Source organism: Micromonospora sp. NBC_00389 (genome assembly GCF_036059255.1).
Classification (GTDB): Bacteria; Actinomycetota; Actinomycetes; order Mycobacteriales; family Micromonosporaceae; genus Micromonospora.
This window is the reverse complement of record NZ_CP107947.1, coordinates 5,639,438-5,666,315: the sequence shown is the minus strand read 5'-3', so window position 1 is coordinate 5,666,315 and position 26,878 is coordinate 5,639,438. Positions and strand designations below refer to the sequence as shown.

Below are 26,878 nucleotides of genomic sequence, written 5' to 3'. Positions count from 1 at the left end.
ACGACCGTCAGGTGACGACGATGCGGGCGTCGTCGGGCAGTCGACGGGTCGCGCCCCGGCGGTCCAGCAGTTCCAGCAGCGGCACCGCCACCCGGCGGGTGGTGTCCAACGCCTGACGGGCCGCGGAGAGCGTGAACGGCTGGGGCAGCGCGGCCAGCACCCGGACCGCGTCGTCGAGCGCGTCGGGCAGCAGGACCACGGTGTCCGCCAGCCGCAGCAACGCACCGGCGCGTACGGCGGCCCCGATCTCCCGGGGGCCCAGCCCCAGGTCGACGAGGCGGTCCGCTTCGGGGGCGCGGAACGGGCGGTCGGCGTACTCGGCCCGGACCCGCTGCACGGCAAGCGCCACCGGGTCGGGCAGCGCGCCGGCGCTCGCCGTTCCGACCCGGCCGGCATGGATCCGCAGCGGCGGCCGGACCAGCGCCTCGACCAGCACCCGGTCGGGCAGGGCGATGCGCTGGCGTAGCGCGTCCACCGGCATGCCGGGCTCCAGCGGGTGCTCCCGTGTGTAGCGCGCGACCTCCTCGGTCACCTGGTCGCCGAGTCGCTGCCAGTGCCCGGGATCGGCCAGCCAGTCGCCGGCCACCGGCGCGGCCTGCACCGGCACCCCCATCCGGATCAGCGCGCCGGCCTGGATCAGCCGACGGCGGCGCAGCTCCCCGGCCAGGTCGGGCCGGCCGTCCAGGTCGGCGAGGACCTGCGCGCGGGCGGCGGCAGCGCCCCGGCGGGCCAGCGGCGGTGGCGCCACGTCCAGCACCCGCACCCCGCCGGACACGTGGTGCCGGCCCGGGTCGCGCAGCAGCGCCCGATCGCCGACCAGCAACGGCAGCGGGCGGGCCAGCCGGAGCCGGACGGTGTCCGGGCCGAGTGGGCGGACCCGTACCGGCACCGCCGCCGACCCGACGTGCAGGGTGAGGGTGGCCGGCAGGTCAGCCGCCGGGTCGCCGGTGAGCCGGACGTCGACGAGGTCGGTGTGGTGGAACCGGCCCGGGGTGAGCAGCGCGTCGCCGCGGCCGAGCCGGTCACGAGGCGTGCCGCGCAGGTTGACGGCCACCCGGGCCACCGCCGCCGCCTCCGGCCGGGCCTGGCCGAGTGAGTGCAGGCCACGGACCCGGACCGGTTCGTCGGTACCGGCCAGCTCCAGCTCGTCACCGACCCGCAACCGGCCGGCACCGAGGGTGCCGGTGACCACGGTGCCGCTGCCCCGCACGGTGAAGCTGCGATCCACCCAGAGCCGGATCGGATCGTCCACTGTGGGGGCGGGCAGCCGGGCGGCGAGCCGGTCCAGGGCCGCCCGCAGCTCCGGCAGGCCGTCGCCGGTCAGTCCGCTGACCGCCACCGTCTCCACCACGCCGAGGCTGGTCGCCGCGATCTCGGCCCGGGCCCGGTCCATGGCCGTCCCCGGGTCGGCCAGGTCCGCGCGGGTCACCGCGAGCAGGCCGTACCCGACGCCGAGCGCATCCAGCGCGGCCACGTGCTCGGCGGACTGCGGCATCCACCCCTCGTCGGCGGCGACCACGACCAGCGCCGCCGGCACCGGCCCGACCCCGGCGAGCATGTTCGGCACGAAACGTTCGTGCCCGGGTACGTCGACGAAGGCGACCGTGCCGCCCGATGGCAGCGTCGTCCAGGCGAAGCCCAGGTCGATGGTCATCCCCCGGCGGCGTTCCTCGGCCCACCGGTCGGGCTCCATCCCGGTCAGCGCCCGGACCAGGGTCGACTTGCCGTGGTCGACGTGCCCGGCGGTGGCGACGACGAACACGGTCAGTCGTCTCCGGGTACGCGCAGCACGGCCGCCCGGACCGCCTCGTCGGCGTCGGGGGGCACGCAGCGCAGGTCGAGCAGGAGCCGGCCCCGCACCACCCGGCCGAGCACCGGCTGGGCGCCGGTGCGCAGTGGCATGGCGTACCGCTCGGGCAGGCTCAGCGCCCAGGAATCCAGCTCCACGCCGGGGGCTCCGCCGCCGCCGACCACGGCGACCGCCGGCACGACCTCCGCCTTGCGACCGTCCGCGCCGAGCAGGTCGCGCAGCCGCTCCACCCGCCGGCGCAGGACGCCCGGGTCGGCGTGCAGCGCGGTCCGGGTCGGGGTGTCCGGGCGGTGCAGGGTGGCGGCCAGCGCAGCCAGGGTGAGTTTGTCCACGCGCAACGCCCGGGCCAGCGGATGGCGGCGCAGCCGGTCGACCAGCTCGGCGTCGCCGAGCAGCAGCCCCGCCTGCGGGCCGCCGAGGAGCTTGTCGCCGCTGGCGGTGACCAGCGCGGCGCCGGCGCGCAGGCTGCTCGCCGCGTCCGGTTCGTCGGGCAGCAGCGGATCCGGGGTGAGCAGGCCGGAGCCGATGTCGGCGACCACCGGCACGCCGATGGTGGCCAACTGCCGGACCGGTGTGGCCGAGGTGAAGCCGGTGACCTGGAAGTTCGACGGGTGCACCTTGAGCACGAAGCCGGTGTTCGGGCCGACTGCGGCGGCGTAGTCGGCGAGCGTCGTGCGGTTGGTGGTGCCCACCTCCCGCAGCCGGGCGCCGGTGCTCTCCAGCAGGTCGGGCAGGCGGAAGCCGTCGCCGATCTCGACCAGCTCGCCCCGGCTGACCACGATCTCCCGGCCGGCGGCCAACGCGGTGGCGGCCAGCACCAGCGCGGCGGCGCCGTTGTTGACCACGTGCACGGCGCCCGCGTCGGGCACGGCGGCGGCCAGCGCGTCGATCGCGTCGCGGCCGCGGCGGGCCCGCCGCCCGGTGGTCAGGTCCAGCTCCACATCGGTGTGCCCGGCGGCGGCCACGACCGCGGCGACAGCGGTGGGCGACAGCGGCGCTCGACCCAGGTTGGTGTGCAGCACGACGCCGGTGGCGTTGAGCACCGCGCGGGGGCCGGGTGCGGGCAGCGCGGCGACGGCGGCGTCACGGACCTCGTCGGGGCCGATCTCGCCGCGACGGGCCCGCTCCTGCGTCTGGGCGACGACCGACTTGACGCGGTCCCGCCCGAGGCTCGCGATGGCCGCGGTCAGCCGCGGGTCGGCGAGGAGCGTGTCGGTGCGGGGCACCCGGCGTCGCGGGTCCACCGGCCCCTCGCCCATCACGTCAACTCCTGCCGCGCGTTGGCGGAGACGGACGGGAATCGAACCCGCCTGGCCCGGGTCCCGGACCACTCCGGTTTTGAAGACCGGGAGGGGCACCAGCCGCCTGAACGCCTCCACCGGACATTCGATCACAACACAGGCGGGGCCGCCGGGCCAGGTGGAAGATCCATGCCATTCCGGCGAGCATTGACCCGCTCGCGTTGCGGCACCACGGTATACCGCGGATCGCGGGCGGAGGCGACGCCGCCGTGGAAGATGCCGAACCGGGTGGCGACCGACGCGGCCAGCAGCGCGGTGCCGGACAGCACGCCAACCACCCGACTGCGCCGGCCGAGCAGCGCGCCGGCCACCCCGACCGAGGTCAACAGCCGACCGGTGCGCAGCAGCCGACCGGGCAGGCCCAACCGGTAGGGCTCGCTGAGCAGGCCGAGGCGGGTCTCCACCCGGTGCGCGCCGAACAGTTCCAGGGCCGCGCCGGCCACTGCCATCCGGCGGGCCGGCCCGGCCTGGGCCGGCGGCGCGGCGAGCAGACCCACGCCGGCGCCGCTGGCCAACGCGCTGCCCGCGAAGATGACCGGCAGCTCCGGGTACGCCTCGTGCCAGGACGGCACCGCCGTGTCGGCGAGCAGCACCCCGGTGTACGTGGCCAGCGCGGGCGCGGTGCCGGCGGCGAGCAGCCCGGCAGCGTGCCCGACCGGCGGCAGCGCTCGACGGGCCAGCCCGAGCAGCCCGTGCCGGGGCAGCCAGTCGGCGGCCTCGGCGATCGCGGCGACCCCGGCGGCCGGCCCGAAGGCGGTGAGGATCCAGGTGCCCACCGACATCGGTGAGGTCAGCTTGGCCACCCTGAGCATGTGGTGGAACCGCGCCGGCCTGCCCAGGTCCTTGACCAGGAAGACGGCGCTGGCGCTGACGGCGGCCAGCGCGGTGACCCGACCGGCCCGGCGCAGTGCCGGTCGGCCGGTGAGCTGCCCGCCCGCGGCGAGCAGCGACGAGCCGGCGGCCAGCCCGCCGGTGAACAGGTACGCCGCGATGTCCCATTTCCAGACCGGCGGCTTCAGGACGGGCCGGCCGTAGTACGAGGTGAACTCGGCCTCTGGCACCCGCAGTTCCTCGCCGCCGCGACGACCGCCCCGCCGGCCAGTCCGCCGGCCGGCGGGTTCGGCGGTCCGCGGCGGCCGCGGGGTCAGGTCGGCCGGGGCCTCGGCGCCGGCCGTTCCACGGCTCACGGTTGCCGCTGTGCTGTCGCTCGCGGTTGCCGCTGGCCTGTCGCTCGGCGTTGCGCCGTGGCCGTTCGTCTCCGGCCGGGTGGGGCGGCCGAGCCGGTCGGGGCCTTCGGCGCCCTCGGCGGCGAGGCGGTCGCGGAAGCGACGGAACAGGTCACCAACCGGGGGACGGTCTGGACTCACGAGGAACCTCCGACGAACGCGGCGACGGTTGCCGCCGCCATGGCAAGCGCCGCCAGGCCGGCGCGCTTCCACATGGCCGGCAGGTCCCGGGTGGTCACCACCGGATCCGGCGGCAGCCCATACACCTCGGGCTCATCCAGCAACAGGAAGAACGCCCCGTCACCACCAACACCATCGTTCGGATCATGCCCGTACAACCGCGCCTCGGACACTCCCCGCTCGTGCAACGCCTCGACCCGCGCGGCAGCCCGCTCCCGCAACTCATCCAACGCCCCGTACTGGATCGACTCCGTCGGACACGCCTGCGCACACGCCGGAGTCATCCCCGCACCCAGCCGGTCATAGCACAACGTGCACTTCCACGCCCGACCATCATCCTTACGCTGATCAATCACACCGTAAGGGCACGCCGAGATGCAGTAACCACAGCCGTTACAGATGTCCTCCTGCACCACCACCGTCCCGAACTCCGTCCGGAACAACGAACCCGTCGGACACACATCCAGACACGCCGCGTGCGTGCAGTGCTTACACACGTCCGACATCATCAACCAGCGAAAATCCGTACGCTCCTGCACACCCGTGCCCCGACCCGGCGGCTGCGCACCCGGCATCCCGAGGAACTCCGGGGCAGCGCCACCGACGACCGGCCCAGCGCCACCGACGACCGGCCCGGGGCCTACCGGGTCGCCGAGCACGTCGGTCGGCCCGCCGGCGGCCATCCGGGCGGCGGCCGACGGTGACTCGGGCGGCACTCCCGGGTCCGTGCCGGCCAGATCGGTGGTGCCGCCCGCGACGGCCGCCGACGCCGCGCTGGCCGGGACGCTGACCGGCGTCCCGGCGGACGGCGAGGCGGACGGCGGGGCGGACGGCGGGGCGGACGGCGGGGCGCGATGCCCGGCCGGGCGGGCCTGTTCGATGAACGCGACGTGCCGCCACGAGTTCGCGGTCAGCGCCCCGGTGTTGTCGTACGACATGCCGAGCAGGTCCAGGCCGGAGCCAGGCACCCCGTTCCACTCCTTGCAGGCCACCTCGCACGCCTTGCAGCCGATGCAGACGCTGGTGTCGGTGAAGAACCCCATCCGGGGCGGCGCCGACGACCAACCGGCATCCGGTGCCGGGTCCAGCGGCCCGTACAGGCTGTTCGGGTCAGGAATCACCGTGCTCCTCCCCGTCGCTGTCGGTGGTGACCGCCGGGGCATGTCGACCCGGGGCGATTCCGGCCCGCCGCTGATAGTCGGCCACCAGGTCGAGGAGCGCTGGCCCGGTGGGACGGCGGCCGGGCCGGACGTCGCAGGTCCCGACCTTGCTCTCCTGGATCAGGACGTTCGGGTCGAGGCTGATGCCGAACAGGTCGTTGGCCGAGTCGCCGGTCACCAGACCCTCGAAGCCGAAGTGGTACGGCAACCAGACCTGATGGATGATCCGGCCGTCCACCCGTAGCGGGGTGAGCCGATCGGTCACCAGCACCTTCGCCTCGATCACCGCGCGGGCGCTGACCAGATGTGCCCAGCCGAGATGCGCCAGATTGGCCTCGGCGGCCAACTGCGGGGAGACCTCGACGAACATCTCCGGTTGCAGCTCGGCCAGCGGGCGGACCGTGCGGCTCATCGCGCCGGCGGTGTGGTGTTCGGTGAGCCGGCTGACCGTGAACACGTACGGGAACACCTGGCTGTGCGCCTCCGGCGGGCTCGGGTTCACCGAATTGATCGGATGCGCGTACATCTTGCGGGTCGGGTTGGCCTGCTGGAGGTAGAGCGGGTTACGCACCGGTGACTCGACCGGCTCGTAATGGGTGGGCATCGGCCCGTCCAGGACTCCGCTGGGCGCGTACAGCCAGCCCTTACCGTCGCCCTGCATGATGAACGGGTCGTCGCCGGCGATGCCCTCGGTGCCGGACGCGCCGGGCGGTGGCCGGTAGGACGGTGGTTTGGTCTTCTCGAAGTCCGGCACGTCGTAGCCGGTCCACTCGGCCTTCTCCGGGTCCCACCAGACGTACTTCTTGCGCTCACTCCACGGTTTGCCGTCCGGGTCGGCGGAGGCACGGTTGTAGAGGATCCGCCGGTTCGCCGGCCAGGCCCAACCCCACTCCGCAGCAACCCAGTCCTGCTCCGCGCCTGGCTTGCGTCGGGCGGCCTGGTTCACGCCGTCGGCGTACACCCCGGTGTAGATCCAGCAGCCGATCGCGGTGGAGCCGTCCGCGCGAGCGTCGCCGAAACTGGACAGCGGACGGCCGGTCGCCACGTCGTACCCGTTGATTTCCCGCAGCACGGCCTCGGCGTGCGGCTCGGCGTGCGGGCCGTGCGTGGGGTAGTCCCAGGTGAGGTCGAGCAGCGCCCGGTCGCGGGGCAGGTCCGAGCCGGCCAGCTTCTCCCGCAGCTTGCGGCCGAGGTGGTAGAAGAACCACAACTCGGAGCGGGCGTCGCCCGGGGGTTCGACGGCCTTCTCGCGCCATTGCAGCAGCCGTTGGGTCTGGGTGAACGTGCCCTCCTTCTCCACGTGCGAGGCGGCGGGCAGGAAGAACACCTCCGTACGGCACTCCTCAGGGACGATCTCGCCGGTGGCCACCTCGGGGCCGTTCTGCCAGAACGTGGCGCTTTCAATCATGAACAGGTCGCGAACCACGAGCCAGTCGAGGTTGGCCATGCCGAGGCGCTGGGCGCGGCCATGCGCGGAACCGACGGCCGGGTTTTGCCCGAGCAGGAAGTACCCCTTGATCTTGCCGTCGATCATGTTCAGCACCTGCTGGTACGTCCCGTGGTCGCCGGTCAACCGGGGCAGATAGCCGTAGCAGTAGTCATTCTCTGGCGTCGCCGCATCGCCCCAGTACGCCTTGAGCAGGCTGGCGGCGAACGACCCGGCGTTACCCCAGAAGCCCTTCTGGCCGGGATGGCGGATGCTGTCGACCCACTTGTCGAACGTCGGGTGGTCGGCGTGGTGCGGCATCGGTAGGTAGCCGGGCAGCAGGTTGAACAGCGTCGGGATGTCGGTGGAGCCCTGGATGCTGGCGTGCCCCCGCAGGGCCATGACCCCGCCACCGGGGCGGCCCATGTTGCCGAGCAGCAGTTGGATGATCGCGCCGGTGCGGATGTACTGCACACCCACGCTGTGCTGCGTCCACCCCACCGAATAGATCAGCATCCCGGTACGTTCCCGGCCGGAATTCTGCGTCCAGGCCTGCGCCAACTCCAGGAACTTCTCCTGCGGAATGCCGCAGACCCGTTCCACCATCTCCGGGGTGTACCGGGCGAAGTGCCGCTTCAGAATCTGGTACACGCAACGCGGATGCTGCAACGTCTCGTCCCGCAGGGTCTGGCCGCCAACCGGTGCGCCGTGCGACTCGTGCGCCAGCCCCGAGGCGCTATCCCGCTCCTGGGCGGTGTGCCCGCTGCCGGAGGAGCCCTCGTGCCCCTCGTACTGCCAACTGTCCTGCACGTAGGTGCCGGTCTCGGGGTCGAAGCCGGAAAAGAACCCGTCGCCGTCCTCGGTGTCGGTGAACTGCTCGCTGACGATCGTCGCCGCGTTCGTGTACGAGAGCACGTACTCGCGGAAGTCGAGTTCGTTGTCCAGGATGTAGCGCACCACCCCACCCAGCAGGGCGATATCCGTGCCCGCCCGGATCGGCAGGTAGCTGTCGGCGACCGCGCTGGTCCGGGTGAACCGAGGATCGACATGGAACACCTTCGCACCCCGGCGCTTGGCCTCCATCACCCACTGGAAGCCCACCGGGTGCGCCTCAGCCATGTTCGAACCCTGAATGACTATCACGTCAGCGTTGGCGATGTCCTGCTGGAAATCCGTCGCACCGCCACGACCGAAGCTGGCCCCCAGACCGGGGACAGTGGCGGAGTGTCAAATACGGGCCTGGTTCTCAATCTGGAGCGCCCCCATCGCGGTGAACAACTTCTTGATGAGGTAGTTCTCCTCGTTGTCCAGCGTCGCCCCACCCAGACTGGAAATACCCAACGTCCGGTTCAGCGGCCGACCCTGCGCGTCGACGTCCTCCCAGGTCTGCTCGCGGGCGGCGAGGATCCGGTCGGCAATCATGTCGAGCGCGGTGTCGAGCTCCAGATCCTCCCACTGCGTCGAGTACGGCCGGCGGTAGCGGATCGTCGTCTGCCGCAACGGGCTGGTCACCAAGCTCTTGCTGGCCGAACCCTTCGGACAGAGCCGACCCCGCGAGATCGGACTGTCCGGGTCGCCCTCGATCTGACTGACCTGCCCGTCCTTGACGAACACCCGCTGACCGCAGCCCACCGCGCAGTACGGGCAGACCGAGCGGGCCACGCTGTCGGCATCCTCGGTGCGGGCAGTCAACTCCGCCGAGCGGGCGGACTGCGCCGCAGCGCCCCGGCCCAACGGGTCGGTGCCGGTGAGCTGCCGGTAGACCGGCCAACCCTCGATGAAGGTCCGCAAACCCATCCCCGACACCCCCTCCCACGCGAGCGACCTCATGAACATAGGTCAACAGAGACATGTTCGCGAACCGAGGGATCAACGGCTGAACAGACAGCGCCGCCCCTGGCTGGTGGGCCGGGGGCGGCGTTGGTGTCGGTGTGCAGGTCGCCTCTCGGCGAGTGGCACGACGCGGCTCCAGCCGAACGGTGTTCCGCGAAGGCAATATAGGTGAGGCCCGGGGACACTGAGTCACACCGACACTGACCACAACCAGGCCGCGGCCGGCGTTGTTCCCCCGGGCGACACCCGACCGCCGGGCCGAGATCTTGGACAGTTTCCGTTAGCGGGTAACGGAAACTGTCCAAGATTCGTCGTGGCGTGGAGATGCCGGTGGCCGGCACCCCGGGGTGGGGGTGCCGGCCAGCGGTCGGTTCGTGCGGTGGTGCTGTGGTGCGGTGGGTCAGTTGTTCCAGTGCTGGCCGACCAGGTCGGTGGCCTGCTTCTCCCACTGGGCGTAGGCGTCCGGGTAGGCCGACACCTGCACGGTCTGCGCGGCGTCGGTCAGCGGCATGTCCTGCCACCCGTCGACCTGCTTCAAACCCTTGAGGAACGCGGTGGTCGAGTACTCAGGGTCGGTGATCTGCTCCGGCGTACCCCAACCCGAGCTCGGCCGCTGCTGGAACAGGCCCAGCGAGTCGTGGTCGTTCATGTCGCCGAGGTGGCCGAGGTTCTCCAGCTTCGACTCCTGCAGGCTCGTCGCGATCGAGATGACCGCCGCGCGCTCCGGCAGACCGGCCTTCTTCGTCGCGGCGATGATCGCCTTCACGTTGGCGGTCTGCTCACCGTTCAAGTCGATGCGGGACTGCTCACCCTGAGGCGAGACCGACTGCACCGCGGCGGCGACGGGCTTGGTGTCGACGGGGGTGGCGGCGTGGGCGGCGATCGGACCGGCGAACACACCACCGGCGAAGGCCAGACCAGCAACAGACAGCACGCTCTTACGCATGATCGTGTTCATGGGGGTAGCTCCTTCACGGGGGTAAACACCCAACCGACCGGGGGATCGGCGTTACCGGGTGCGAGCACCTCGTCCGGCGCTAACAACAACAAGGGGAAAGTCTTTTCGGCGGCCTACGGGCGGGGGCCTCGTGGCGCCGGGTCCATGTGTAACGACCGGCGGGCCGGGGTCATTCCGGCCTGGCCCATCCGCCAGCACCCAGTGGAGCGGGTGCCGGATGCGGTCGTTCGGGGGTCTGTAACGACCGGCGGGCCGAGGTCATTCCGGCCTGGCCCATCCGTCGGCACCCTGTGGAGCGGTGCCCTGGTGCGGTCGTTCGGGGATCTGTAACGACCGAGCTTGGCCCGGCATTCCAACCCCGGGGGTGGGGCGGCAGGCCGGTGGTGCTGCGATCGTCAGGGTATGTAACGACCCCGGGCCGGCCCCCATTCCGGCCGACGGGTGCAGCCAGTCACACCCCAGAGACCCCCGATAACGGACATTCGGCACCCGGATCGCCCACCGCTCCCGGCGTCAACCGGACAATCGACGCGCTCGACAACCGCTCCCGCCGTCAGCCCGACATTCGACGCGATCGGCCACCCGCTCCCGCCGTCAGCCGGACATTCGACGCGCGCTCGACCACCGTCCCGGCGCCAGACCGGGCCGGCGGGCGATGGTCAACTCCAGATCGCCGACATGGGAGCATCCCCGCGCCGGGATACCGCGACATCGCCGACACCGAGTCGATCACCCCCACGCCGCACCAGTGGTGCGAGGGCGCGCCAGATGCCCAAGAGGTGCCGCACGGCGAGGACCGAATACCGGGTAAGCGGACACCGAGCGCCACAGGGGGATCGTGGCCATCAGGACGCACGGAGAACCACCACCCGAGATGGGTGCCTGGCGATGATCGACTCCAGATCACCGACGTCGGGGCATCACCGCGCGGCGGGATCCCGCGACATCGCCGACACCGGGTCGATCGCCCCGAACCACGCGATCCCGGCCCCAGGTCGACAACACCGGTGATACCTCACAGGCATATGTATGCCTCACAGGTATCACGCCAACAACAGCGACCGACCGGGAGACGACGGCTCGCGCTGGGACCGCGGCCGGCCGGCGACCGGGACATACACGGAAGGGACCCCCCACCCACGAAACCGGCACGGCGGGCCAACGACCGGACGCCCGCCTGAACCGCGCCACACCGCATTCAACAGCGTCAACAAAGACGAAGGCGGGAACGGCGTGAGCGACACCAGCATCAGCGGGCGTTACCCTGACACCATGCAGGCCGTCTCCCCCACCGCGACCGGCGTGGCCTTCCTGGCCCGCCCGGGTCGCCCTGCCGTGGTGGCGCGGACGCTCGCTGAGCTGCACGGCCCCACCCGGGGCGTGGTGGAGCTGCCGGTACGGCTGATGTGGAACGCCGAGCGCACCTTCGACCTCGGCGACCCCGACCAGCTTCTCTGGATGTACGAGAACGTGCTGCGGGAGACCACCCGCGCCGAAGACCTACGCGTCCTGATCAATGGGCGGACGCTGCGGCGGGTGTGGCGGCTACTCAACCTGCCCCGGGGCGTACGCCAGGCGTGGGAGAGCCGGCACCGCGGCCTGCGGGCGGCGTGATCTCCCCGCACCTGCACGAGTTCTACCGGGAGGTGGCCCGGGTGGCGCTGGCCGCGGCCGGGCCGTACCGATTCGTGCTGGGCGGCGGCGTGGCCTGGGCCGCGCACGGCCTGGTCGCCCGTCCCACCGAGGACGTGGACCTCTTCGCCGACGTGGAGGGCGCCGCGGCGGCGGCCTCTGCGGGGGTACGCGTGGCGCTGGAGCGAGCCGGGTTCATCGTCATTGACGCCGACCCGGACAGTGATCTGGGTGAACTGTTCGACGGGTACGACCGGGACATGAAGGACTTCGTGGTGAGCCGGGACGGGCGGCAGATCCGGCTCAGCCTTGCCCGGCTCGACCGGCAGCAGAGCCCGGTGGTGATGGACCTCGGCCCGGTGATGGACGTCCGCGACCTGGTGGCCAACAAGATCGCGGCGTTGGTCAACCGGCGGGAGGTTCGTGACTTCATCGACGTGGCGGCGGCCCTGGAGCACTACGACGTCACCGAGCTGCTGGAGTTGGCCCGGCAGGTCGACCCCGCGTTGGATCCGGCGGACGTGCGGGCCGCAGGACGTTACCTGGACCGGCTGCCCGACGCGCGTTTCGGGCGCTACGGCCTGGGCCCCACCGACGTCGCCCGGGTCCGGCAGCGCCTCGCCACCTGGCCACGCTGACCGGGTCACCGGGCCGACCGTGGCCGGGATTCGGCCCGCCTACCCACCATGGCTGCGGAGACGGGTGGAAACCGGCGGGGCTGGCGTGGCGGGAGTGACGGCTGCTGGTTATGGTGCGCGAGGCGCCCACGAGGCGCGTCCACCCCCATGGAAAGGCATGTCATGACCTCTCCCTCCGGCCCGTCGCGTCGCCAGGTGCTCGTCGCCGCGGCCGCGGCGGCGACCGCCCCGCTGATCGCCGCCGCGCCTGCGCAGGCGGCCGGCCCGGCCCGGTCACGTACCTGGGACCTCACCCTCCTGGGCACGTCGGACACCCACGGCAACGTCTACAACTGGGACTACTACCGCGACGCCGAGTACGACGACAGCCGGCAGAACGACATCGGCGTGGCGAAGCTGGCCACCCTCATCAATCAGATCCGTCGGGAGCGGCGCGGCAAGGCGACGCTGGTGCTGGACGCCGGCGACACCATCCAGGGCACGCCGCTGGCCACGTACTACGCCAAGCAGGAGCCGATCACGACCACCGGGGAGAAGCACCCGATGGCCCGGGCGATGAACATCATCGACTACGACGCGGTGACGCTGGGCAACCACGAGTTCAACTACGGCCTGCCGCTGCTGGCCCTGTGGATCCGCCAGCTCGGCTTCCCGGCGCTCGCCGCCAACGCGGTCAACGCGAAGACCGGCAAGCCGGCCTTCCTGCCGTACGTCATCAAGAAGGTCTCCCTCGGTTTCGCCGCGCCGACGCTCCGGGTCGGCATCCTGGGGCTGACCAACCCTGGCAGCGCCATCTGGGACAAGGGCAACGTCGAGGGCAGGCTGCGGTTCGACGACATGATCGCCACCGCGGCGAAGTACGTACCGATCATGCGGGCCCGGGGCGCGGACATCGTGCTGATCTCCGCGCATGGCGGCGACAGCGGCACCTCCAGCTACGGCCCGGAGCTGCCCAACGAGAACCCCACCGCGCTGATCGCCCAGCAGGTGCCGGGGATCGACGCGATCCTCTTCGGTCACGCCCACAACGAGGTCGTGGAGAAGTTCGTCACCAACGAGCGGACCGGCGCGCAGGTGCTGCTCTCCGAGCCGTCAAAGTGGGGCCAGCGGCTCACGCGGATGGACTTCACCCTCGCGCGTGAGCGCGGCCGGTGGACGATCACCAAGAAGGCCGCCACCATGCTGAACACCAACACGGTGGTGGAGGACCCGAAGGTGCTCGCCGCCGTGCGGGGCCAGCACCAGAAGACGGTGGCGTACGTCAACCAGGTCGTGGCACAGGCCACGGTCGGGATGTCCACGGTGGAGTCGCGGTACAAGGACACCCCGATCCTGGACTTCATCAACCACGTTCAGGCCGAGACGGTCACCACCGCGCTGGCGGGCACGCCGTACGCCAGCCTCCCGGTGCTGTCGCAGGCCTCGCCGTTCAGCCGCACGGCGGTCTTCCCTGCCGGTGACGTGAAAATCCGCGACGTCGCCGGGTTGTACGTCTTCGACAACACCCTCGAGGCGGTCGTGCTCAGCGGCGCCGAGGTGCGCGCGTACCTGGAGTATTCGGCGAAGTACTTCCGCACCCTCGCGCCGGGTGCACCGGTCGACCTCGAGCAGATCAGCGACTCGACGGTGCCGGACTACAACTACGACGTGATCTCCGGCCTGGACTACGACATCGACATCTCCAGGCCGGTGGGCCAGCGGATCACCCGACTGGTGCTGCCCGGCACCGACACCCCGGTCGCGGACAACGCGCAGTTCGTGGTGGCGGTGAACAACTACCGGCGCAGCGGCGGCGGCAACTTCCCCGGCATCGTGAAGACCCAGGTCTACAACGCGCAGCAGGAGATCCGCCAGCTGCTCATCGACTGGGCGCAGGCCAGGGGGACGATCAACCCGGCCGACTTCTTCCAGCCCAACTGGCGGCTGGTACGCGAGGGCGTGCCGGTCTTCTGATCGAGCAGTACCGGTCCGCGGACCGGTACTGATGGCAGCGGGCCGCGGGTGGTGACACTCGCGGCCCGTTTCGCGTTCTCAGCCGGCGTGGCGCAGGTTCCAGTGGACCATGTCGTCGAACGGATCGGGCTGGTCACTCCGCGAATCGCTCTCGGTCAGCTCCACCCGCTGGTCGGGGCGGACGGCCGGCGGGAGCTCCCCGAACCGTACGTGGCGCAGGAACGCGTACTCGTCATCGGTGAACGGCTGCTCGGCCATCAGCACCCCCTCTGCTCCCCCGTCATTGTCCAGCGTTCGGAGCGCTTTCCACCAGCAGTCCGGTCGGCGCGATCTGTGCGCCATTCGGGTACGGACGGTCACACCGCGTAGGGCATCCTAGGATCCTGGATTAATGACAAGGGCGGGCAGGTCGGCAGGTCAGCGCAGGTCGGCAGGTCAGCGCTGGCAGGTCACGGGCTGGCCGGAGCGCGCTGCCGGCGAGGGCCGGGCAGCCGATCCAGCACCGCGAGCGCCGCCCGGATCGGCCGACGTCCGAGCATCTCGTCGAAGCTCGCTCGGCCCTGACAGAACTGGACGAACATCCGCCACCCTGGCGGGGTCGCCAACAGGGCGTGGAACATCTCCGGGCGGCGGGTGAACAGGTCGAGCAGCCGGTACCCCGCCCGCATCGACGGCACCAGACGCTCGGCCACCGCCCGCTCGTACCCGGCCAGGTCACCGTCGGCGACCGCCGCGCCGGCCAGCTCGCCGGAGCGCAGCGCGTAGCTGATGCCCTCTCGGCTCCACGGCTCCAGCAGCCCGGCCGCGTCCCCCACGACCAGCACCCGGCCGTGCCGCAACGGCGAATCCTCGCTGCGGCAGCGGGTCAGGTGACCGGAGTCGTGCTCCGCCGGCAGGTCGGTCAGGCCCAACCGGTCGACGAACCGCCGCAGGTAGTCCCGGGTCCCCTCCCCCGCGCCCCGGGCAGCGATAACGCCGACGGTCAACCGGTCGCCCTTGGGAAAGACCCACGCGTACGAGCCCGGCATCGCACCCCAGTCCAGCAGCAGTCGCCCCCGCCAGCGCTCCTGCTCGGCCGGCGGCACCGGGACCTCCAGTTCCAGCCCCAGGTCCACCTGCTGGTACTGGACCCCCACGTGCCGGGAGGTCACGCCCGAGGAGCCGTCCGCGCCGATCACCGCGCGGGCAGCGAGCGTCGTACCGTCGGCCAGCCGCAGGCGTACCCCCTCGGGGTTCTGTTCGATGGCGCGGACCGCGACCCGCTCACGCATCTGCGCGCCTGCGGCGACCGCCGCCGCGCGGAGCCGGTCGTCGAACTCCTCGCGGCGCACCATCGTCACCACCGGGCTGTCGTTGCGGCGGGTGAACTCCCGGCGGCCGTCGCGGGTGAACGTCACCCGGTCCACTCGGTCGTGCGCGGGCACCTCGATCCGGTCCTGCATGGCTGCCAGCGAGGTGCCGATCAGGCCACCGCCGCAGGTCTTGTACCGCGGGTGCGCGGCCCGCTCGACAACCAGGGTGCGGACGCCGGCGCGGGCGGCGGTGTGTGCCGCGGAGAGCCCGGCGGGGCCGGCGCCGACGACGACGAGATCCCAGACGATCACGGATGCAGCCTATGGCACCCCCGCCCGCTGGCCCCGCCACGGCACCGTTCGCGGACCGCGCCGACCGCCCGATCGGGTGGGCATCTTCGGTCACGCAGGGGGTATCCGACGCGGCGCAACCGTCTGCGCAGAGGCGGACGAGCGAAGGAGGAGATCATGCCGCAGGTGCAACTGTCGGAGATCGAGCAACGGGTGTACCAGGCGGTCACCGCCCTTGAGGCGCGCGGGCAGGTACCGTACCCGGACCTGATCGCCGAGGAGTCCGGGCTGACCGATGAGCAGCTGCAGACCCCGCTGCATCTGCTCACCGAGAAGGGCCTGCTGCACCGCGAGGATTCGCCGATGGCGGGCCTCGACTTCGGTCCACGGTTCTGCGCCCGCCAGATGGCGTGACCCGAGGAACCACCCGCGACGATTCGTCCCCGGCCGACCCGGGTAGCGGTCAGCAATGCGTGATCGACGGTCAACGGGGGGCCCGATGAGTGCGGCCCAGACGCCGCAGCCCATCGACGCGGCGGAGAACCGGCGACGCTGGCAGGCCGTCGGCGTCGGGCTGGTCGCCGCATTCATGACGCTGCTCGACGTGAGCATCGTCAACGTCGCGGTGCCGTCCATCGACCGTGCGCTGCACGCCTCCCCGAGCGACCTGCAGTGGGTCCTGTCGGGATACGCGCTCACCTTCGGGCTGGCGCTGGTGCCGGCCGGCCGCTTCGGTGACGCCCGTGGCCGGCGCAACGCGTTCGTCTTCGGCATCGCGCTGTTCACCGTCACCAGCACGCTCGCCGGCCTGGCCACCTCCCCGACGTGGCTGGTCCTCGCCCGACTACTCCAGGGCGCCGCCGCCGGCGTGGTGAACCCCCAGGTGATCGGGCTCATCCAGCAGCTGTTCCGGGGGCCGGAACGGGCCCGCCCGTTCGGGCTGCTCGGTGCCACGATCGGTATCTCCACCGCCGTCGGCCCGCTGATCGGCGGACTGCTCATCGCCATCGGCGGCGAGGAACACGGGTGGCGGTGGGTCTTCTTCGTCAACGTGCCGGTCGGCATCGTCGCGGCGATCCTCGGCTGGCGACTGCTGCCCGGCCGCCCCGAAGGTCAACCGAACCGGCGCCGGCTCGACCCAATCGGCGTGCTGCTGCTCGGCGTGGGCGTGGTGCTGATCCTGCTGCCACTGGTCCAGGAGCAGCAGTGGCGGACCCCGTGGAAGTGGGCACTCATTCCGGCCGGTCTCGCGGTGCTGGTCGCCTTCGGGCTCTGGGAGCGGTGGTACGCGCGGCACCGCGAACCGCTGTTCGACCTGCGGCTGTTCACCTTCCAGTCGTACACCCTGGGGTCGCTCATCGCGCTGGTCTACTTCGGTGGCTTCACCGCGATATTCTTCATCTTCACCCTGTTCCTGCAGAACGGCCTCGGCTACAGCGCGCTCGTCGCCGGCCTGGCCATCACGCCGTTCGCCCTGGGCTCAGCCGCGGCCTCCGTGCTGGGCGGACGGATCGTCAACCGCTTCGGCCGGCCGCTGGTCGCCATTGGGCTGCTCGCCGTGGTGATCGGGTTGGCGGGAACGGTGGTCGCGCTGCGCCTCGCGCCGGACGCCCCAGCGCCGTGGGTCACCGCCGGTCCACTGCTCGTCGCCGGCCTCGGCAGCGGGCTGGTGATCGCCCCCAACCAGACGCTCACCCTCGCCCAGGTGCCGGTACACCAGGCGGGCAGCGGCGCCGGCATGCTCCAGACCGGTCAGCGGATCGGCGCCGCGGCCGGCATCGCCGCCGTCGGCTCGATGTTCTTCTCCGAGCTGGCCGACAGCCGAGGCAACTGGACCATGGCCTTCGAACAGTCACTCATGCTGGCCACCGGGATCATCGGGCTCGCGCTGATCGCCGCGCTGATCGACATCCTGCGCACTCGCAACCACACCAAGAACTGACAACCCCAGGGGTACGCCGCCAGCGACGACGCGTCGGGCGTGAACATGCCGCTGGCCGGCACCCCAGATTCGGGGTGCCGGCCAGGTCGGTGTCACGGGGTTGTGCGGTGGGTCAGCTGTTCCAGTGCTGGCCGACGAAGTCGGCGGCCTGCTGCTCCCACTGGGCGTAGGCGTCCGGGTAGGCCGACACCTGCACGGTCTGCGCGGCGTCGGTCAGCGGCATGTCCTGCCAGCCGTCAACCTGCTTCAGGCCCTTGAGGAACGCGGTGGTCGAGTACTCAGGATCGGTGATCTGCTCCGGCGTACCCCAACCCGAACTCGGCCGCTGCTGGAACAGGCCCAGCGAGTCGTGGTCGTTCATGTCGCCGAGGTGGCCGAGGTTCTCCAGCTTCGACTCCTGCAGGCTCGTCGCGATCGAGATGACCGCGGCCCGCTCCGGCAGACCAGCCTTCTTCGTCGCGGCGATGATCGCCTTGGCGTTGGCGGTCTGCTCGTCGTTCAAATCGATGCGCGACTGCTCGCCCTGCACACCGTGCGGGATCAGCTTGCTCGCATCAGGCTTGTCGGCCTGCACCGCAACGGCGACGGGCTTGCCGTCGACGGGGTTGGCGACGTGGGCGATCGGGCCGGCGAAGATGCCACCGGCGAAGGCCAGACCAGCAACAGACAGCACGCTCTTACGCATGATCGTGTTCATGGGGGTAGCTCCTTCACGGGGGTAGACACCCAGCCGATGGGGGTCGGCATACAGGTGCGAGCACCTCGTCCGGCGCTATCAACAAAGTCTTTCGGCGGCCTACAGGCGGGGGGCTCGTGGCGCCGGGTCCATGTGTAACGACCGCCGGGCCGGGGTCATTCCGGGTTGGCCCGTCCGTCGGCACCCTGTCGAGCGGGGTGCTGGTGCGGTCGTTCGGGGATCTGTAACGACCGGGCTTGGCCTGGCATTCCAACCCGTTGGGTCGGGGCGGCGGGCCGTGGTGCTGCGACCGTCAGGGTATGTAACGACCCCGGGCCGGCACCCATTCCACCGCACGGGTGCAGCCGGTCACAGGCCACAGATCCCCATACCGGACATACAACCCGGGCGTCACGGCGTCAGACCGGCGGTTGGCGGTGATCGACTCGGTATCCCCGACATTGGGGCATCCCGACGCCAGGACATCGCAACGTCGCCGACACCGAGTCGATCAGCCCAACGGAGCGGGCCGGGCCAGGGTCGACAAGCGGCGTGATACCTGACAGGCATATTGATGCCTCACAGGTATCGCGCCCATGACAGCGACCGTCCACAGCGCGGGCCGGCATGCCGAGCGCGGGGATCGGAACGGACAACGATCACCGACAGGGTGGGCTTGCCCCACCGAACGCGGAGACCAGGACGCGTACGGCCGGACCGACCACCACGGGGCCGTCGAACGAGCGCCGGGGCGCACGAACACCAGGGCACAGAAGGGCTGGCACCCGTCGGAGCACTCCGACGGGCGCCAGCCTGAGGTGCGATCCGGGCACTGACCGGTCACGGTGCCGATCAGTGCGCGGCCCCGCCGAAGCGCTGGCGGCGACGCCAGGCCAGCGTCAGCAGCAGCATGACCGCGCCGGCGCCGATAAGGCCACCGCCGAGCTTCATGGGCGTGCCGATGCTGTCACCCGTGACGGGCAGCGGCTGCTTCTTGTGCAGCACCTGCAGCTCGGTGCTGGCGGACCGGTCGGACTCCCGGCCGGTGGCGGTGAAGGTCAGCAGACCCGTCACCGACGGCTTGTAGCTCTTGGTGAACCGAGCCTGGCCGTTGGTGTATGCCGTGAAGCTCACCGGCGCGCTCGCCTGGTACGCCACTGGGGCCATGGCCACGGTGCTGCCGTCGCTGCGGCGGGCCGGCGCCTGGCCGGCTGCCGGGGCGGCCAGCGGCGTGACCGACACGACGATGTCGACGGTCTCGGTCCGACCGAAGCCGGTGCCGGTCAGCACGACCGTCTCGCCCAGGAAGATCGTCGGCCGGTTGACGGTCAGCGACGGGGGCGCGGGCACGTACGGCGGCGGCTGAGGCGTGTCCGTCGTCGTCGGCTGCGGCTGCGGCTGCGCCGCCCCCGCCGCGGTCGGCACGGCCACCACGGCCACCACGGCCAAGCCGACCATGAGCGCCATGATGATGCGGGATAGCCGCATGATTGGTTCCCTCCTACGGGTCACAGCTTGCTGCGGAATGAACTTGGGTGGTCCAAGGGCTGGCGGTGGGGGTCAGCCACAGCTCGGCCTGTCCGACGCCGGTCTTGGCGGTCAACAGGGTGACCTCCAACGTGCGTTCGGCGCCGGGGCTCGCCTCGACGTTGGCCGTGGCGACCTGGCGGCGACGTTCGGTACCGCTGCCCATTGCGATCTCCGTGCCGTCGAGACGAGCGTCGAGCACACTCCCGCCCGCTGGGCTGAAGATCGACACCAGCGTGCGCATGGTGTACGGGTCCCCCGCCATGCCGAGGCCGAGGACCGACTCACTGAGTCCGGACTTCGGCGCCGTCGAGCGCAGAGTCACCCGCAGCCGGAGCTCGCGGCGTCCGTCGGGCTGGCATTCGCCCACCGTCAGGTTCGCCGTCGGCCGCAGGTAGTAGCCGAGCTTCGCGCCGCTGCCGTCGTTGAGGAACACGCCGACCGTCGGCACGGTGTCCTGTTCCGGAAGCGTCCCGGCCATCCGGCTGTCGCCGATTGTCCGTTGTTCCTCCGGTCGGGCACTCCAGAACAATATCCGGCGTTCCGCGATAGCACGGTCGAATGCGGACAATAGCACCTTCGGGTTGGCATTCTTCTTAAAGAGGGCGTCAAACACCGCTGCGGAGGATGCCGCGAAGAACGCGTCCTGCTGCCGGACGTCCAATCGCTGGTAGGTCTCGTTGAGCAGGGTCTGCACGACCTTCTCGCTGGCCAGCGGGACGCTACCGGGCACCAGCACCGGGCCGGTCGCCTTGAGCAGGTAGGACAGGACCACCGGGTCGACGGCGAGCACGCCGTCGACCGTGGTGCCGGTCTTGCGGCGGAACATCTCCCGGTACAGCGTGGCGGCGGTCGGGAAGTGCGGGGTCAGATTGACGTCGGCGGGATAGATGCCGGGCAGGTCGGTCCAGAGGGCCCGGGTCTCGGCGGGCAGCTTCAGGGGCGGGTTGAACTGGCCCAGGGAAGCGCTGCTGCCCTGCTTGCCCATCCGGACCTGGCCCTTGTCGGCCTCGATCATCGCGTACGCCCCGAACATGCCGCCGGTGGCGCGGAGCTCGGCCGGGTTCTGCGAGACCAGCAGGTACCGCCGCGGGCCGTTCGCGCCGAGCAGCGGCGGCAGCAGCCGGGCGCCCTGGTCGGCGGCCGAGGTGAGACTGGCCAGTCGGTCGATCTCGCCACGCAGGTCGGTCAGCGCCTGCCGGGTCTGGTTGACCAGCCGGTCGGCGGGCACCGCGGCCAGGTCGCTGCGGGTGCGCTGCACCGCGTCGTCCACTCGGGACAGCTCGCCGGAGACCGCGGTGAGCCGGGCCAGGTCCAGCCGACCCCCGGTGGGCACCAGGCTGGTCAGGTCCGTCCGCAGCAGCGTCGGGAACGCCTGTCGGGCCAGCTCGTCGATGGCCACGGCGATCCGCCGGACGGCGTCGACGTCATCGCCGGCGATCGGGGTACGCCGAGCGAGTCGCCAGCCCGGGTCAGCGGTTGCGGCCCGGGCCGCGCCGGACTGCTCCTGGAGGGCGGCGAGGGTCCGCAGGGCACGGTCGGTGTCCCCGCCGACCACCTGGGCGCTCAGCTCCCGGGCCAGGCCGGCGGCGTTGAGCAGGTGGGCCCGCGCCTGCCAGCCGCGGAAGCCGATCCACCCGCCGGTCGCCAGCAGCAGCGAGCCGACCACCAGGGCGCCAAGGAGGGCGCGGCGCAGTCGGGCTGGCCGGCGGCGCCGTGACCGGCTTCGCCGCCGGCGCGGTCGTTCGCTCTCCTCCGTCACACCACACTCCCGTTTCCCGGAACCGGACAGAAGGTCCGATATCCCTGACGTTCTTAGCACGCGTCAGCGAAGCTCGTACCGTTATGGCGTTTATCGTCCGTTACGCGAGGTTGCCTCGCGGATCGGCGACGGGCTCAGGGACCCGACCCGCTGCCTCGTGCAGCAACCGCTCGATCCGGTCCACCCCGGCCGGCAACGACATCTCCCGCAGGTACGCCTCCCGACCCCGGCGCCCCATCTCGGCGCGCGCCGGCGGGGGGATGGTGGCGGCCAACCAGAACCGGTCGGCCAGCGCGGCCCAGTCCTCCGGCGGGCAGGACAACCCGGCCCGGGCCCGTTCGACCAGCTCGGCGGTGTCCCCGCCGGCCGAGGCCACCACCGGTGCGGCGCAGGAGAGCGCGGCCTGCAACTTGCCGGGCACCATGCCGCGCAGCTCCGGCAGGTCGCGCAGCATGACCAGTTGGTAGTCGGCGGCGGCGTACAGCTCGGGCATGTCGACCGGGGACCGCCGCTCCATGAAGCGGACGTTCTCCGCGCCCAACTCGGCGGCGAGCCCCCGCACCCGCCGCTCGTCCGCGCCCGAGCCGACCAGGACCAGTTCCATCGTCCGGTCCAGCGCCGCGGCGGCCCGTACCGCCGTGTCCAGCCCCTGCCGGGCGCCGATGGTGCCGGCGTGCATCACCACGCACCGACCGTCGCGGCGGACCAACTGGCGGGCCGCCGCACCCGGCGTCGCCGGGTGGAAGATCCGCTCGTCGGTCCAGTTCAGCACCAGCCGGACGCGGGCCGGGTCAGCGCCAGCGGCGACCACCAGGTCCCGCATCGACGGCGCGGCGACGGCAACCCGGGCGGCTGACCGGTAGATCCGGGTCATCGCGGTGCTCATCCGCGCTGCCCAGCGTCCGTCACCGGCCTCGTCAGCGCCGTCGCGCGCCCAGACATCCTGCACGTGCAGCACCGCCGGCACCCGCCTGAGCAGCCGGAGCACGCCGGCGGCGGCGAACGTGGTGGCCGGCAGTTGGAAGACGTAGAGCGCGTCCACGTCGCCCAGGTACCGGCGCGCGGCCAGCGTCGCGCTGCCGGCGAAGGACAGGTAGCTGGCCATCCGGACGCCGGCGGCCCCGGGGCGGCCGGAGTACCGCGGCACCCGCCGGACGGTCAGCCGCTCACTGTGCGTCTGGTGGTGCCAGCGCTGCCGCCAGCCGGGATAGACGTGGCCGCCGGGGTAGTCCGGAAACCCGGTGAGCACCCGAACCTCATGCCCGCGTGCGGCCAACTCCTCGGCGAGGCTGCCGGGGATGAACGCCGGCTCGGGCGGAAAGTGGTACGACAGGATGCCGATCCTCACCGGGCCACCGCCGTCCGCCGCGGATCGGCGTCCGTCGGCGCGGCACCACGACCGGCGGGCACCCGGCCCGCGTACGATGCCGACAACCCCTCCCCGCGCGGCCACCGGCGTCGACGCACCGCCCTCGCGGTGCGGCCGCCCGCGTCCGCACCGACGAGAGGGGTACCGATGGCCGACCGCGTGCTGTTCGTCTGCCACGCCAACCTGTGCCGATCGCCCATGGCCGAGTACCTGGCCCGCCGGATGCTCGCCGATCGGCCGGTCATCGTGGCCAGCGCCGGCATCGACGCGATGGACGGGTTGTCCATGCACCCGTACGCCATGGAGATCGCGGCCGAGAGCGGCGCGGACCCGGCGGCGTTCCGCAGCCGCTTGCTGCGCCCCGAATACCTGGCCGACGCGACGCTGGTGCTGACCGCGACCCGGCGCCAGCGCTCGGTCTGCACCGCGCTGGCGCCAGCCGCGCTGCACCGGACGTTCACCCTGCGCCAGTTCGGCCGGCTGGCCGCGGCGGCCGAGCCGCCCGCCGAGCCGACCGACGACCCGCTGCGGGCCGCGATCGCCGCCGCCGCCCACGCCCGGGGGGGGCTGCAACCCGCCGCCCCGGACGCGGACGACCTACGGGACCCGATCGGCGGCACCGCCGCCGACTTCCGACGCTGCGCCGAGGAGATCGAACGGTCGCTGCGACCCCTCGCCACGCTCATCGGGGCGACCGGGTGAGTTCCTGGGTGCGGTCGCTGACGCCGTTGACCCCGGTGCTCACGCTGTGCCGGGCGGACGTGGCCCGGTCGGCCGGCACCGACGGCGTGGCCGTGGAGGCGACCACCCGGTAGGCCTCGTACTGGTACGCCTCGGCCTTGGCCACCTTGGCCCTGTTCAGCACGCAGCCGAGCAGCCGGACCGAGACCGAGTGCAGCGAGCGGGCCGCCGCGGCCACCTGGGTCCGCGAGGTGCGGCCCTGCTGGGTCACCAGCAGCGCGCCGTCGGCCTGGACGGCCACCACCACACCGTCGGTCACCGCGAGCAGCGGCGGGGTGTCGATGATCACGATGTCCGCCGACTCGCGCAGCTCCAGCAGCAGGTCCGCCATCGCCTTGGAGCCGAGCAGCTCGCTCGGGTTCGGCGGGGCGGAGCCGCTGGGCAGCACCAGCAGCGACTTGTCCCCCCAGCGCTGCACCACGTCGCCGACCTGGACGTCGCCGACCAGCACGTCGGTGAGGCCGACCCCGGCGTCCAGGCCCAGGTAATCGTCGACCTTGGGGCGGCGCAGGTCCGCGTCGACCAGCAGCACCCGCCAGCCCGCTTCAGCCAGCGCGATGGCCAGGTTGCAGGAGAGCGTGGTCTTCCCCTCGCCCTGCAGCGCGCTGGTCACGGCGATGACCCGGGCCGGCTCGTGCACGTCCACGAAGCGCAGGTTGGTGCGCAGCTTGCGGACCGCCTCGGCGCGCGCCGAGGTTGCGGCGTCGCCGACGATCAGCGGCGCGGAGCGGGCGTTGCTCTCGAATGGGATCTCACCGAGCAGCGGGCTGCCGGTGGCCCTCTGCAGACCGGCAGCGTCGCGCAGCCGGACGTCGGCCACGCCACGCAGGATCGCCAGGCCGACGCCGAGCATCAGGCCGAGCAGGCCGCCGAGGGTGAGGTTCCGCACCGGCTGCGGCGAGACGGGGCTGGCGCTGACCCGTGGGCCGCTGACCACCTCGATCTTGACCGGCGCCTTGCCCTCGGGTGGTGTCTCGACCTTCTGCACGAGCTCGACGAACTTCGCGGCGAGGGTCTCGGTCACCCGCAACGCCCGGGTCTGGTCGGTGTCGGTGATCGACGCGTGCAGCAGGACGGTGCCGGCCTCGGTGGAGGTGCTCACCCGGCGCTGCACCTCGTCCGCGGTGAGCCCGACCGGGTTTTCCGCCACCACGCTCTGCGCCAGCCGGTCGCTGCTGAGCAGGTCGGCGTACGACTTGACGCGCTGCTGAAGGAAGAGCTCACCCTGGTAGGCGTCGGTGACGCCCTGGTTGGGGATGGTGACGAAGAAGGTCACCGAGGCGACGTACCGGGGTTGGGCCCGTACGGTCAGGAACGCCGACACGCCCAGGGCCACCATGACCGTGAGCAGCGCGACCCACCAGTGCCGACGCACGTGACGCAATTGGCGGAGCAGGTCCATCAGGTGCGCCTCCGTGCCGGTCCGGTTACGCCAGAGAACTTCACGAAAACCCCCAAGGTCGTCTGCAAACTCGTGAAACCATTAAACCGGCTCATACGGCTTATGTCCGGAGTTATGTGTTTTCAGCGGCGACAAGTGCGCCCGAATGACCAACCCGACAAACGTCCGATCGGCAGCGGTGACATCGGGGAAAAGTCGGCGGCCGATCGGGCGGCGTTCCATCGCCCCTGCGGTCGCCGTGACCGGCGAGCACGGATAGGGTCGGCAACGGTGTGCCGGGAAGTCTGGTCGGCGAGTGGATTCCTGCCGTCCCGACAGCCCGAGGTGAGCCCCACAGATGACCGACCGCACCCCGCCCCCCAACCGGTCGCGGCCGGCGGCGGCCCGGCTCTTCTCGCGATCGTCGTGGCCCGAGGCCCGGCACCTGGCCGACGTGCTGCGCACCGAGACCGTCGGTGGCGCCCTGTTGCTACTCGGCGCCGTGCTGGCGCTGACCTGGGCGAACTCCCCCTGGGCCGACTCGTACACTCGGCTCGGTCAGTGGCAGCCCTGGCCCGGCGGCGCGCGCTGGCATCTCGACCTGGACCTGGCCACCTGGGCCGCGGACGGACTGCTGGCCATCTTCTTCTTCGTGGTGGGTCTGGAGCTCAAGCGGGAGTTCGTCGCCGGTGAACTGCGTGACCCTCGGCGTGCCGCGCTGCCTGTGGTGGCCGCCCTCGGCGGGATGCTGGTGCCCGCGCTGATCTATGTAGCGGTCGTCCTGACGGCAGGTGGGGAAGGGCTGCGCGGCTGGGCGATCCCGACCGCCACCGACATCGCCTTCGCGCTGGCCGTGCTCGCGGTGGTCAGCTCACACCTGCCCCAGGGCCTGCGTGCCTTCCTTCTCACCCTCGCCGTGGTCGACGACCTGTTCGCGATCACCATCATCGCGGTCTTCTACACCGCCGACTTCCATCCCGTACCGCTGGTGGCCGCGCTGGCACCGATCGGACTTTTCGCCCTGCTGGTACAGCGCGGGCGTAGCTGGTGGTGGGCGCTGATCCCACTCGCGGTCGCCGCCTGGGCCCTGGTGCACGCCTCCGGCGTGCACGCCACGGTGGCCGGCGTCCTGCTCGGCTTCACGGTGCCGGTGCTGACCACCCGTCGTCGGGCGGGTGCCGCCCAGACCGACGACCGGCCGCCCGCCAACGGGGATACCGGCGGGCTCGCCGCGCACCTGGAGCACCGCTGGCGACCCGTGTCGGCCGGCTTCGCGGTGCCGATCTTCGCCCTGTTCGCCGCCGGGGTCACCCTACACGGCACCGACCTGGGCGCCCTGGTGACCGACCCGGTGGTGATCGCCATCGTCGCCGGCCTGGTGCTCGGCAAGAGCATCGGCATCTTCGGGTCGACCTACCTGCTGGCCCGGTTCACCCGAGCTGAACTGGACGAGGACATCACCTGGTCCGACCTGCTCGGGATCGCCCTGCTGGCCGGCGTCGGGTTCACCGTGTCGCTACTCATCGGCGACCTGGCGTTCGGCGTCGGCAGCACGGCCGACGACCGGGTCAAGGCCGCCGTCCTGGCCGGTTCGGTGATCTCCGCCGGACTGGCCGCCACGGTGCTGGCCCGCCGCAACGCCGCGTACCGCCGGGTGGCGGAGCGCGAGCGGCTGGACGCCGACGGCGACGGCGTGCCCGACGTCTACCAGCGGAAGGGCGACGGCTGACCGGGACGCGCACCCGGCGGTCGACCGGGCTACCCGCCCCGCGGTCGGCCT

General features: G+C 71.7%; 20 protein-coding genes and 1 tRNA gene. 7 read left to right on the top strand and 14 right to left on the bottom strand.

Annotation, left to right across the window (positions count from 1 at the left end):
• Window positions 1-7 precede the first annotated feature (7 nt).
• The 7 genes from selB to OG470_RS26680 form a co-directional block, all read right to left on the bottom strand.
• Window positions 8-1,762 carry a selenocysteine-specific translation elongation factor gene (selB, locus tag OG470_RS26710; protein WP_328416542.1) on the bottom strand — a complete coding sequence of 585 codons (1,755 nt, stop codon included), beginning with the start codon at window positions 1,760-1,762 and terminating at the stop codon, window positions 8-10.
• A gap of 2 nt (window positions 1,763-1,764) precedes the next feature.
• Entirely contained in the window at window positions 1,765-3,069 is a 1,305-nt protein-coding gene (gene selA, locus OG470_RS26705; protein ID WP_328416541.1) for an L-seryl-tRNA(Sec) selenium transferase, read from the bottom strand.
• A gap of 22 nt (window positions 3,070-3,091) precedes the next feature.
• Window positions 3,092-3,187: transfer RNA gene (locus OG470_RS26700), tRNA-Sec, on the bottom strand.
• A gap of 13 nt (window positions 3,188-3,200) precedes the next feature.
• The gene (nrfD, locus tag OG470_RS26695; protein WP_328416539.1) at window positions 3,201-4,478 is read right to left on the bottom strand and encodes an NrfD/PsrC family molybdoenzyme membrane anchor subunit; all 1,278 of its coding nucleotides are present in this window, start codon (window positions 4,476-4,478) and stop codon (window positions 3,201-3,203) included.
• A complete protein-coding gene (locus OG470_RS26690; protein WP_328426618.1) occupies window positions 4,475-5,635 on the bottom strand; it encodes a 4Fe-4S dicluster domain-containing protein in 1,161 nt (386 codons plus the stop codon). The genes nrfD and OG470_RS26690 overlap by 4 nt, the downstream gene beginning before the upstream one ends.
• Entirely contained in the window at window positions 5,628-8,900 is a 3,273-nt protein-coding gene (gene fdh, locus OG470_RS26685) for a formate dehydrogenase (protein WP_328416537.1), read from the bottom strand. The genes OG470_RS26690 and fdh overlap by 8 nt, the downstream gene beginning before the upstream one ends.
• 436 nt (window positions 8,901-9,336) lie before the next feature.
• On the bottom strand, window positions 9,337-9,894 hold the full coding sequence (locus OG470_RS26680) for a hypothetical protein (RefSeq protein ID WP_328416535.1): 558 nt from the start codon (window positions 9,892-9,894) through the stop codon (window positions 9,337-9,339).
• A 1,272-nt stretch (window positions 9,895-11,166) separates the two neighbouring features.
• Here OG470_RS26680 and OG470_RS26675 point away from each other — a divergent pair.
• From OG470_RS26675 to OG470_RS26665, 3 genes are all read left to right on the top strand, one after another.
• Window positions 11,167-11,508 (top strand): hypothetical protein, encoded by a 342-nt coding sequence (locus OG470_RS26675; RefSeq protein WP_328426616.1) that lies wholly within the window; start codon window positions 11,167-11,169, stop codon window positions 11,506-11,508.
• Window positions 11,505-12,164, top strand: a complete 660-nt coding sequence (locus OG470_RS26670) for a nucleotidyl transferase AbiEii/AbiGii toxin family protein (RefSeq protein ID WP_328416533.1) — start codon at window positions 11,505-11,507, stop codon at window positions 12,162-12,164. Before OG470_RS26675 ends, OG470_RS26670 begins: the two co-directional genes overlap by 4 nt.
• A 162-nt stretch (window positions 12,165-12,326) precedes the next feature.
• Window positions 12,327-14,117, top strand: coding sequence for a bifunctional metallophosphatase/5'-nucleotidase (locus tag OG470_RS26665; RefSeq protein ID WP_328416531.1), 1,791 nt, complete (start codon window positions 12,327-12,329; stop codon window positions 14,115-14,117).
• 78 nt (window positions 14,118-14,195) lie between these two features.
• Here the strand turns inward: OG470_RS26665 and OG470_RS26660 are convergent, their stop codons facing one another.
• Window positions 14,196-14,375: a hypothetical protein gene (locus tag OG470_RS26660; protein ID WP_328416529.1), complete on the bottom strand. Its 180-nt coding sequence runs from the start codon at window positions 14,373-14,375 to the stop codon at window positions 14,196-14,198.
• A gap of 191 nt (window positions 14,376-14,566) precedes the next feature.
• Entirely contained in the window at window positions 14,567-15,721 is a 1,155-nt protein-coding gene (locus OG470_RS26655; RefSeq protein WP_328416527.1) for a geranylgeranyl reductase family protein, read from the bottom strand.
• Window positions 15,722-15,877: 156 nt separating this feature from the next.
• Between OG470_RS26655 and OG470_RS26650 the strand changes: the two genes are divergently transcribed.
• The gene (locus OG470_RS26650) at window positions 15,878-16,114 is read left to right on the top strand and encodes a hypothetical protein (protein WP_328416526.1); all 237 of its coding nucleotides are present in this window, start codon (window positions 15,878-15,880) and stop codon (window positions 16,112-16,114) included.
• Between the two features lie 85 nt (window positions 16,115-16,199).
• Entirely contained in the window at window positions 16,200-17,642 is a 1,443-nt protein-coding gene (locus OG470_RS26645; RefSeq protein ID WP_328416524.1) for an MFS transporter, read from the top strand.
• Between the two features lie 112 nt (window positions 17,643-17,754).
• Here the strand turns inward: OG470_RS26645 and OG470_RS26640 are convergent, their stop codons facing one another.
• From OG470_RS26640 to OG470_RS26625, 4 genes are all read right to left on the bottom strand, one after another.
• Window positions 17,755-18,339, bottom strand: coding sequence for a hypothetical protein (locus tag OG470_RS26640; protein WP_328416522.1), 585 nt, complete (start codon window positions 18,337-18,339; stop codon window positions 17,755-17,757).
• Between the two features lie 831 nt (window positions 18,340-19,170).
• The gene (locus OG470_RS26635) at window positions 19,171-19,806 is read right to left on the bottom strand and encodes a hypothetical protein (protein ID WP_328416520.1); all 636 of its coding nucleotides are present in this window, start codon (window positions 19,804-19,806) and stop codon (window positions 19,171-19,173) included.
• Between the two features lie 13 nt (window positions 19,807-19,819).
• Window positions 19,820-21,607 carry a DUF4012 domain-containing protein gene (locus OG470_RS26630; protein ID WP_328416518.1) on the bottom strand — a complete coding sequence of 596 codons (1,788 nt, stop codon included), beginning with the start codon at window positions 21,605-21,607 and terminating at the stop codon, window positions 19,820-19,822.
• A gap of 100 nt (window positions 21,608-21,707) precedes the next feature.
• Entirely contained in the window at window positions 21,708-22,955 is a 1,248-nt protein-coding gene (locus OG470_RS26625) for a glycosyltransferase family 4 protein (RefSeq protein ID WP_328416517.1), read from the bottom strand.
• Window positions 22,956-23,123: 168 nt separating this feature from the next.
• On the opposite strand from OG470_RS26625, the gene OG470_RS26620 reads away from it, so the two are divergent.
• Entirely contained in the window at window positions 23,124-23,678 is a 555-nt protein-coding gene (locus OG470_RS26620) for an arsenate reductase/protein-tyrosine-phosphatase family protein (RefSeq protein ID WP_328416516.1), read from the top strand.
• Here OG470_RS26620 and OG470_RS26615 read toward each other — a convergent pair.
• The gene (locus tag OG470_RS26615) at window positions 23,659-25,119 is read right to left on the bottom strand and encodes a polysaccharide biosynthesis tyrosine autokinase (protein WP_328416514.1); all 1,461 of its coding nucleotides are present in this window, start codon (window positions 25,117-25,119) and stop codon (window positions 23,659-23,661) included. The two genes, OG470_RS26620 and OG470_RS26615, sit on opposite strands and share 20 nt — an antisense overlap.
• Before the next feature lie 337 nt (window positions 25,120-25,456).
• Here OG470_RS26615 and nhaA point away from each other — a divergent pair, with 337 nt between their 5' ends.
• A complete protein-coding gene (gene nhaA, locus OG470_RS26610) occupies window positions 25,457-26,827 on the top strand; it encodes a Na+/H+ antiporter NhaA (RefSeq protein WP_328416513.1) in 1,371 nt (456 codons plus the stop codon).
• Window positions 26,828-26,878: the final 51 nt, after the last annotated feature.

Bases quoted from the DNA above. Each gene is read 5' to 3' on its own strand.
- selA (WP_328416541.1), bottom strand. From the start codon at position 3,069: ATGGGCGAGGGGCCGGTGGACCCGCGACGCCGGGTGCCCCGCACCGAC.
- OG470_RS26680 (WP_328416535.1), bottom strand. From the start codon at position 9,894: ATGAACACGATCATGCGTAAGAGCGTGCTGTCTGTTGCTGGTCTGGCC.
- OG470_RS26675 (WP_328426616.1), top strand. From the start codon at position 11,167: ATGCAGGCCGTCTCCCCCACCGCGACCGGCGTGGCCTTCCTGGCCCGC.
- OG470_RS26665 (WP_328416531.1), top strand. From the start codon at position 12,327: ATGACCTCTCCCTCCGGCCCGTCGCGTCGCCAGGTGCTCGTCGCCGCG.
- OG470_RS26660 (WP_328416529.1), bottom strand. From the start codon at position 14,375: ATGGCCGAGCAGCCGTTCACCGATGACGAGTACGCGTTCCTGCGCCAC.
- OG470_RS26650 (WP_328416526.1), top strand. From the start codon at position 15,878: ATGCCGCAGGTGCAACTGTCGGAGATCGAGCAACGGGTGTACCAGGCG.
- OG470_RS26645 (WP_328416524.1), top strand. From the start codon at position 16,200: ATGAGTGCGGCCCAGACGCCGCAGCCCATCGACGCGGCGGAGAACCGG.
- OG470_RS26640 (WP_328416522.1), bottom strand. From the start codon at position 18,339: ATGAACACGATCATGCGTAAGAGCGTGCTGTCTGTTGCTGGTCTGGCC.
- OG470_RS26635 (WP_328416520.1), bottom strand. From the start codon at position 19,806: ATGCGGCTATCCCGCATCATCATGGCGCTCATGGTCGGCTTGGCCGTG.
- OG470_RS26620 (WP_328416516.1), top strand. From the start codon at position 23,124: ATGGCCGACCGCGTGCTGTTCGTCTGCCACGCCAACCTGTGCCGATCG.
- OG470_RS26615 (WP_328416514.1), bottom strand. From the start codon at position 25,119: ATGGACCTGCTCCGCCAATTGCGTCACGTGCGTCGGCACTGGTGGGTC.
- nhaA (WP_328416513.1), top strand. From the start codon at position 25,457: ATGACCGACCGCACCCCGCCCCCCAACCGGTCGCGGCCGGCGGCGGCC.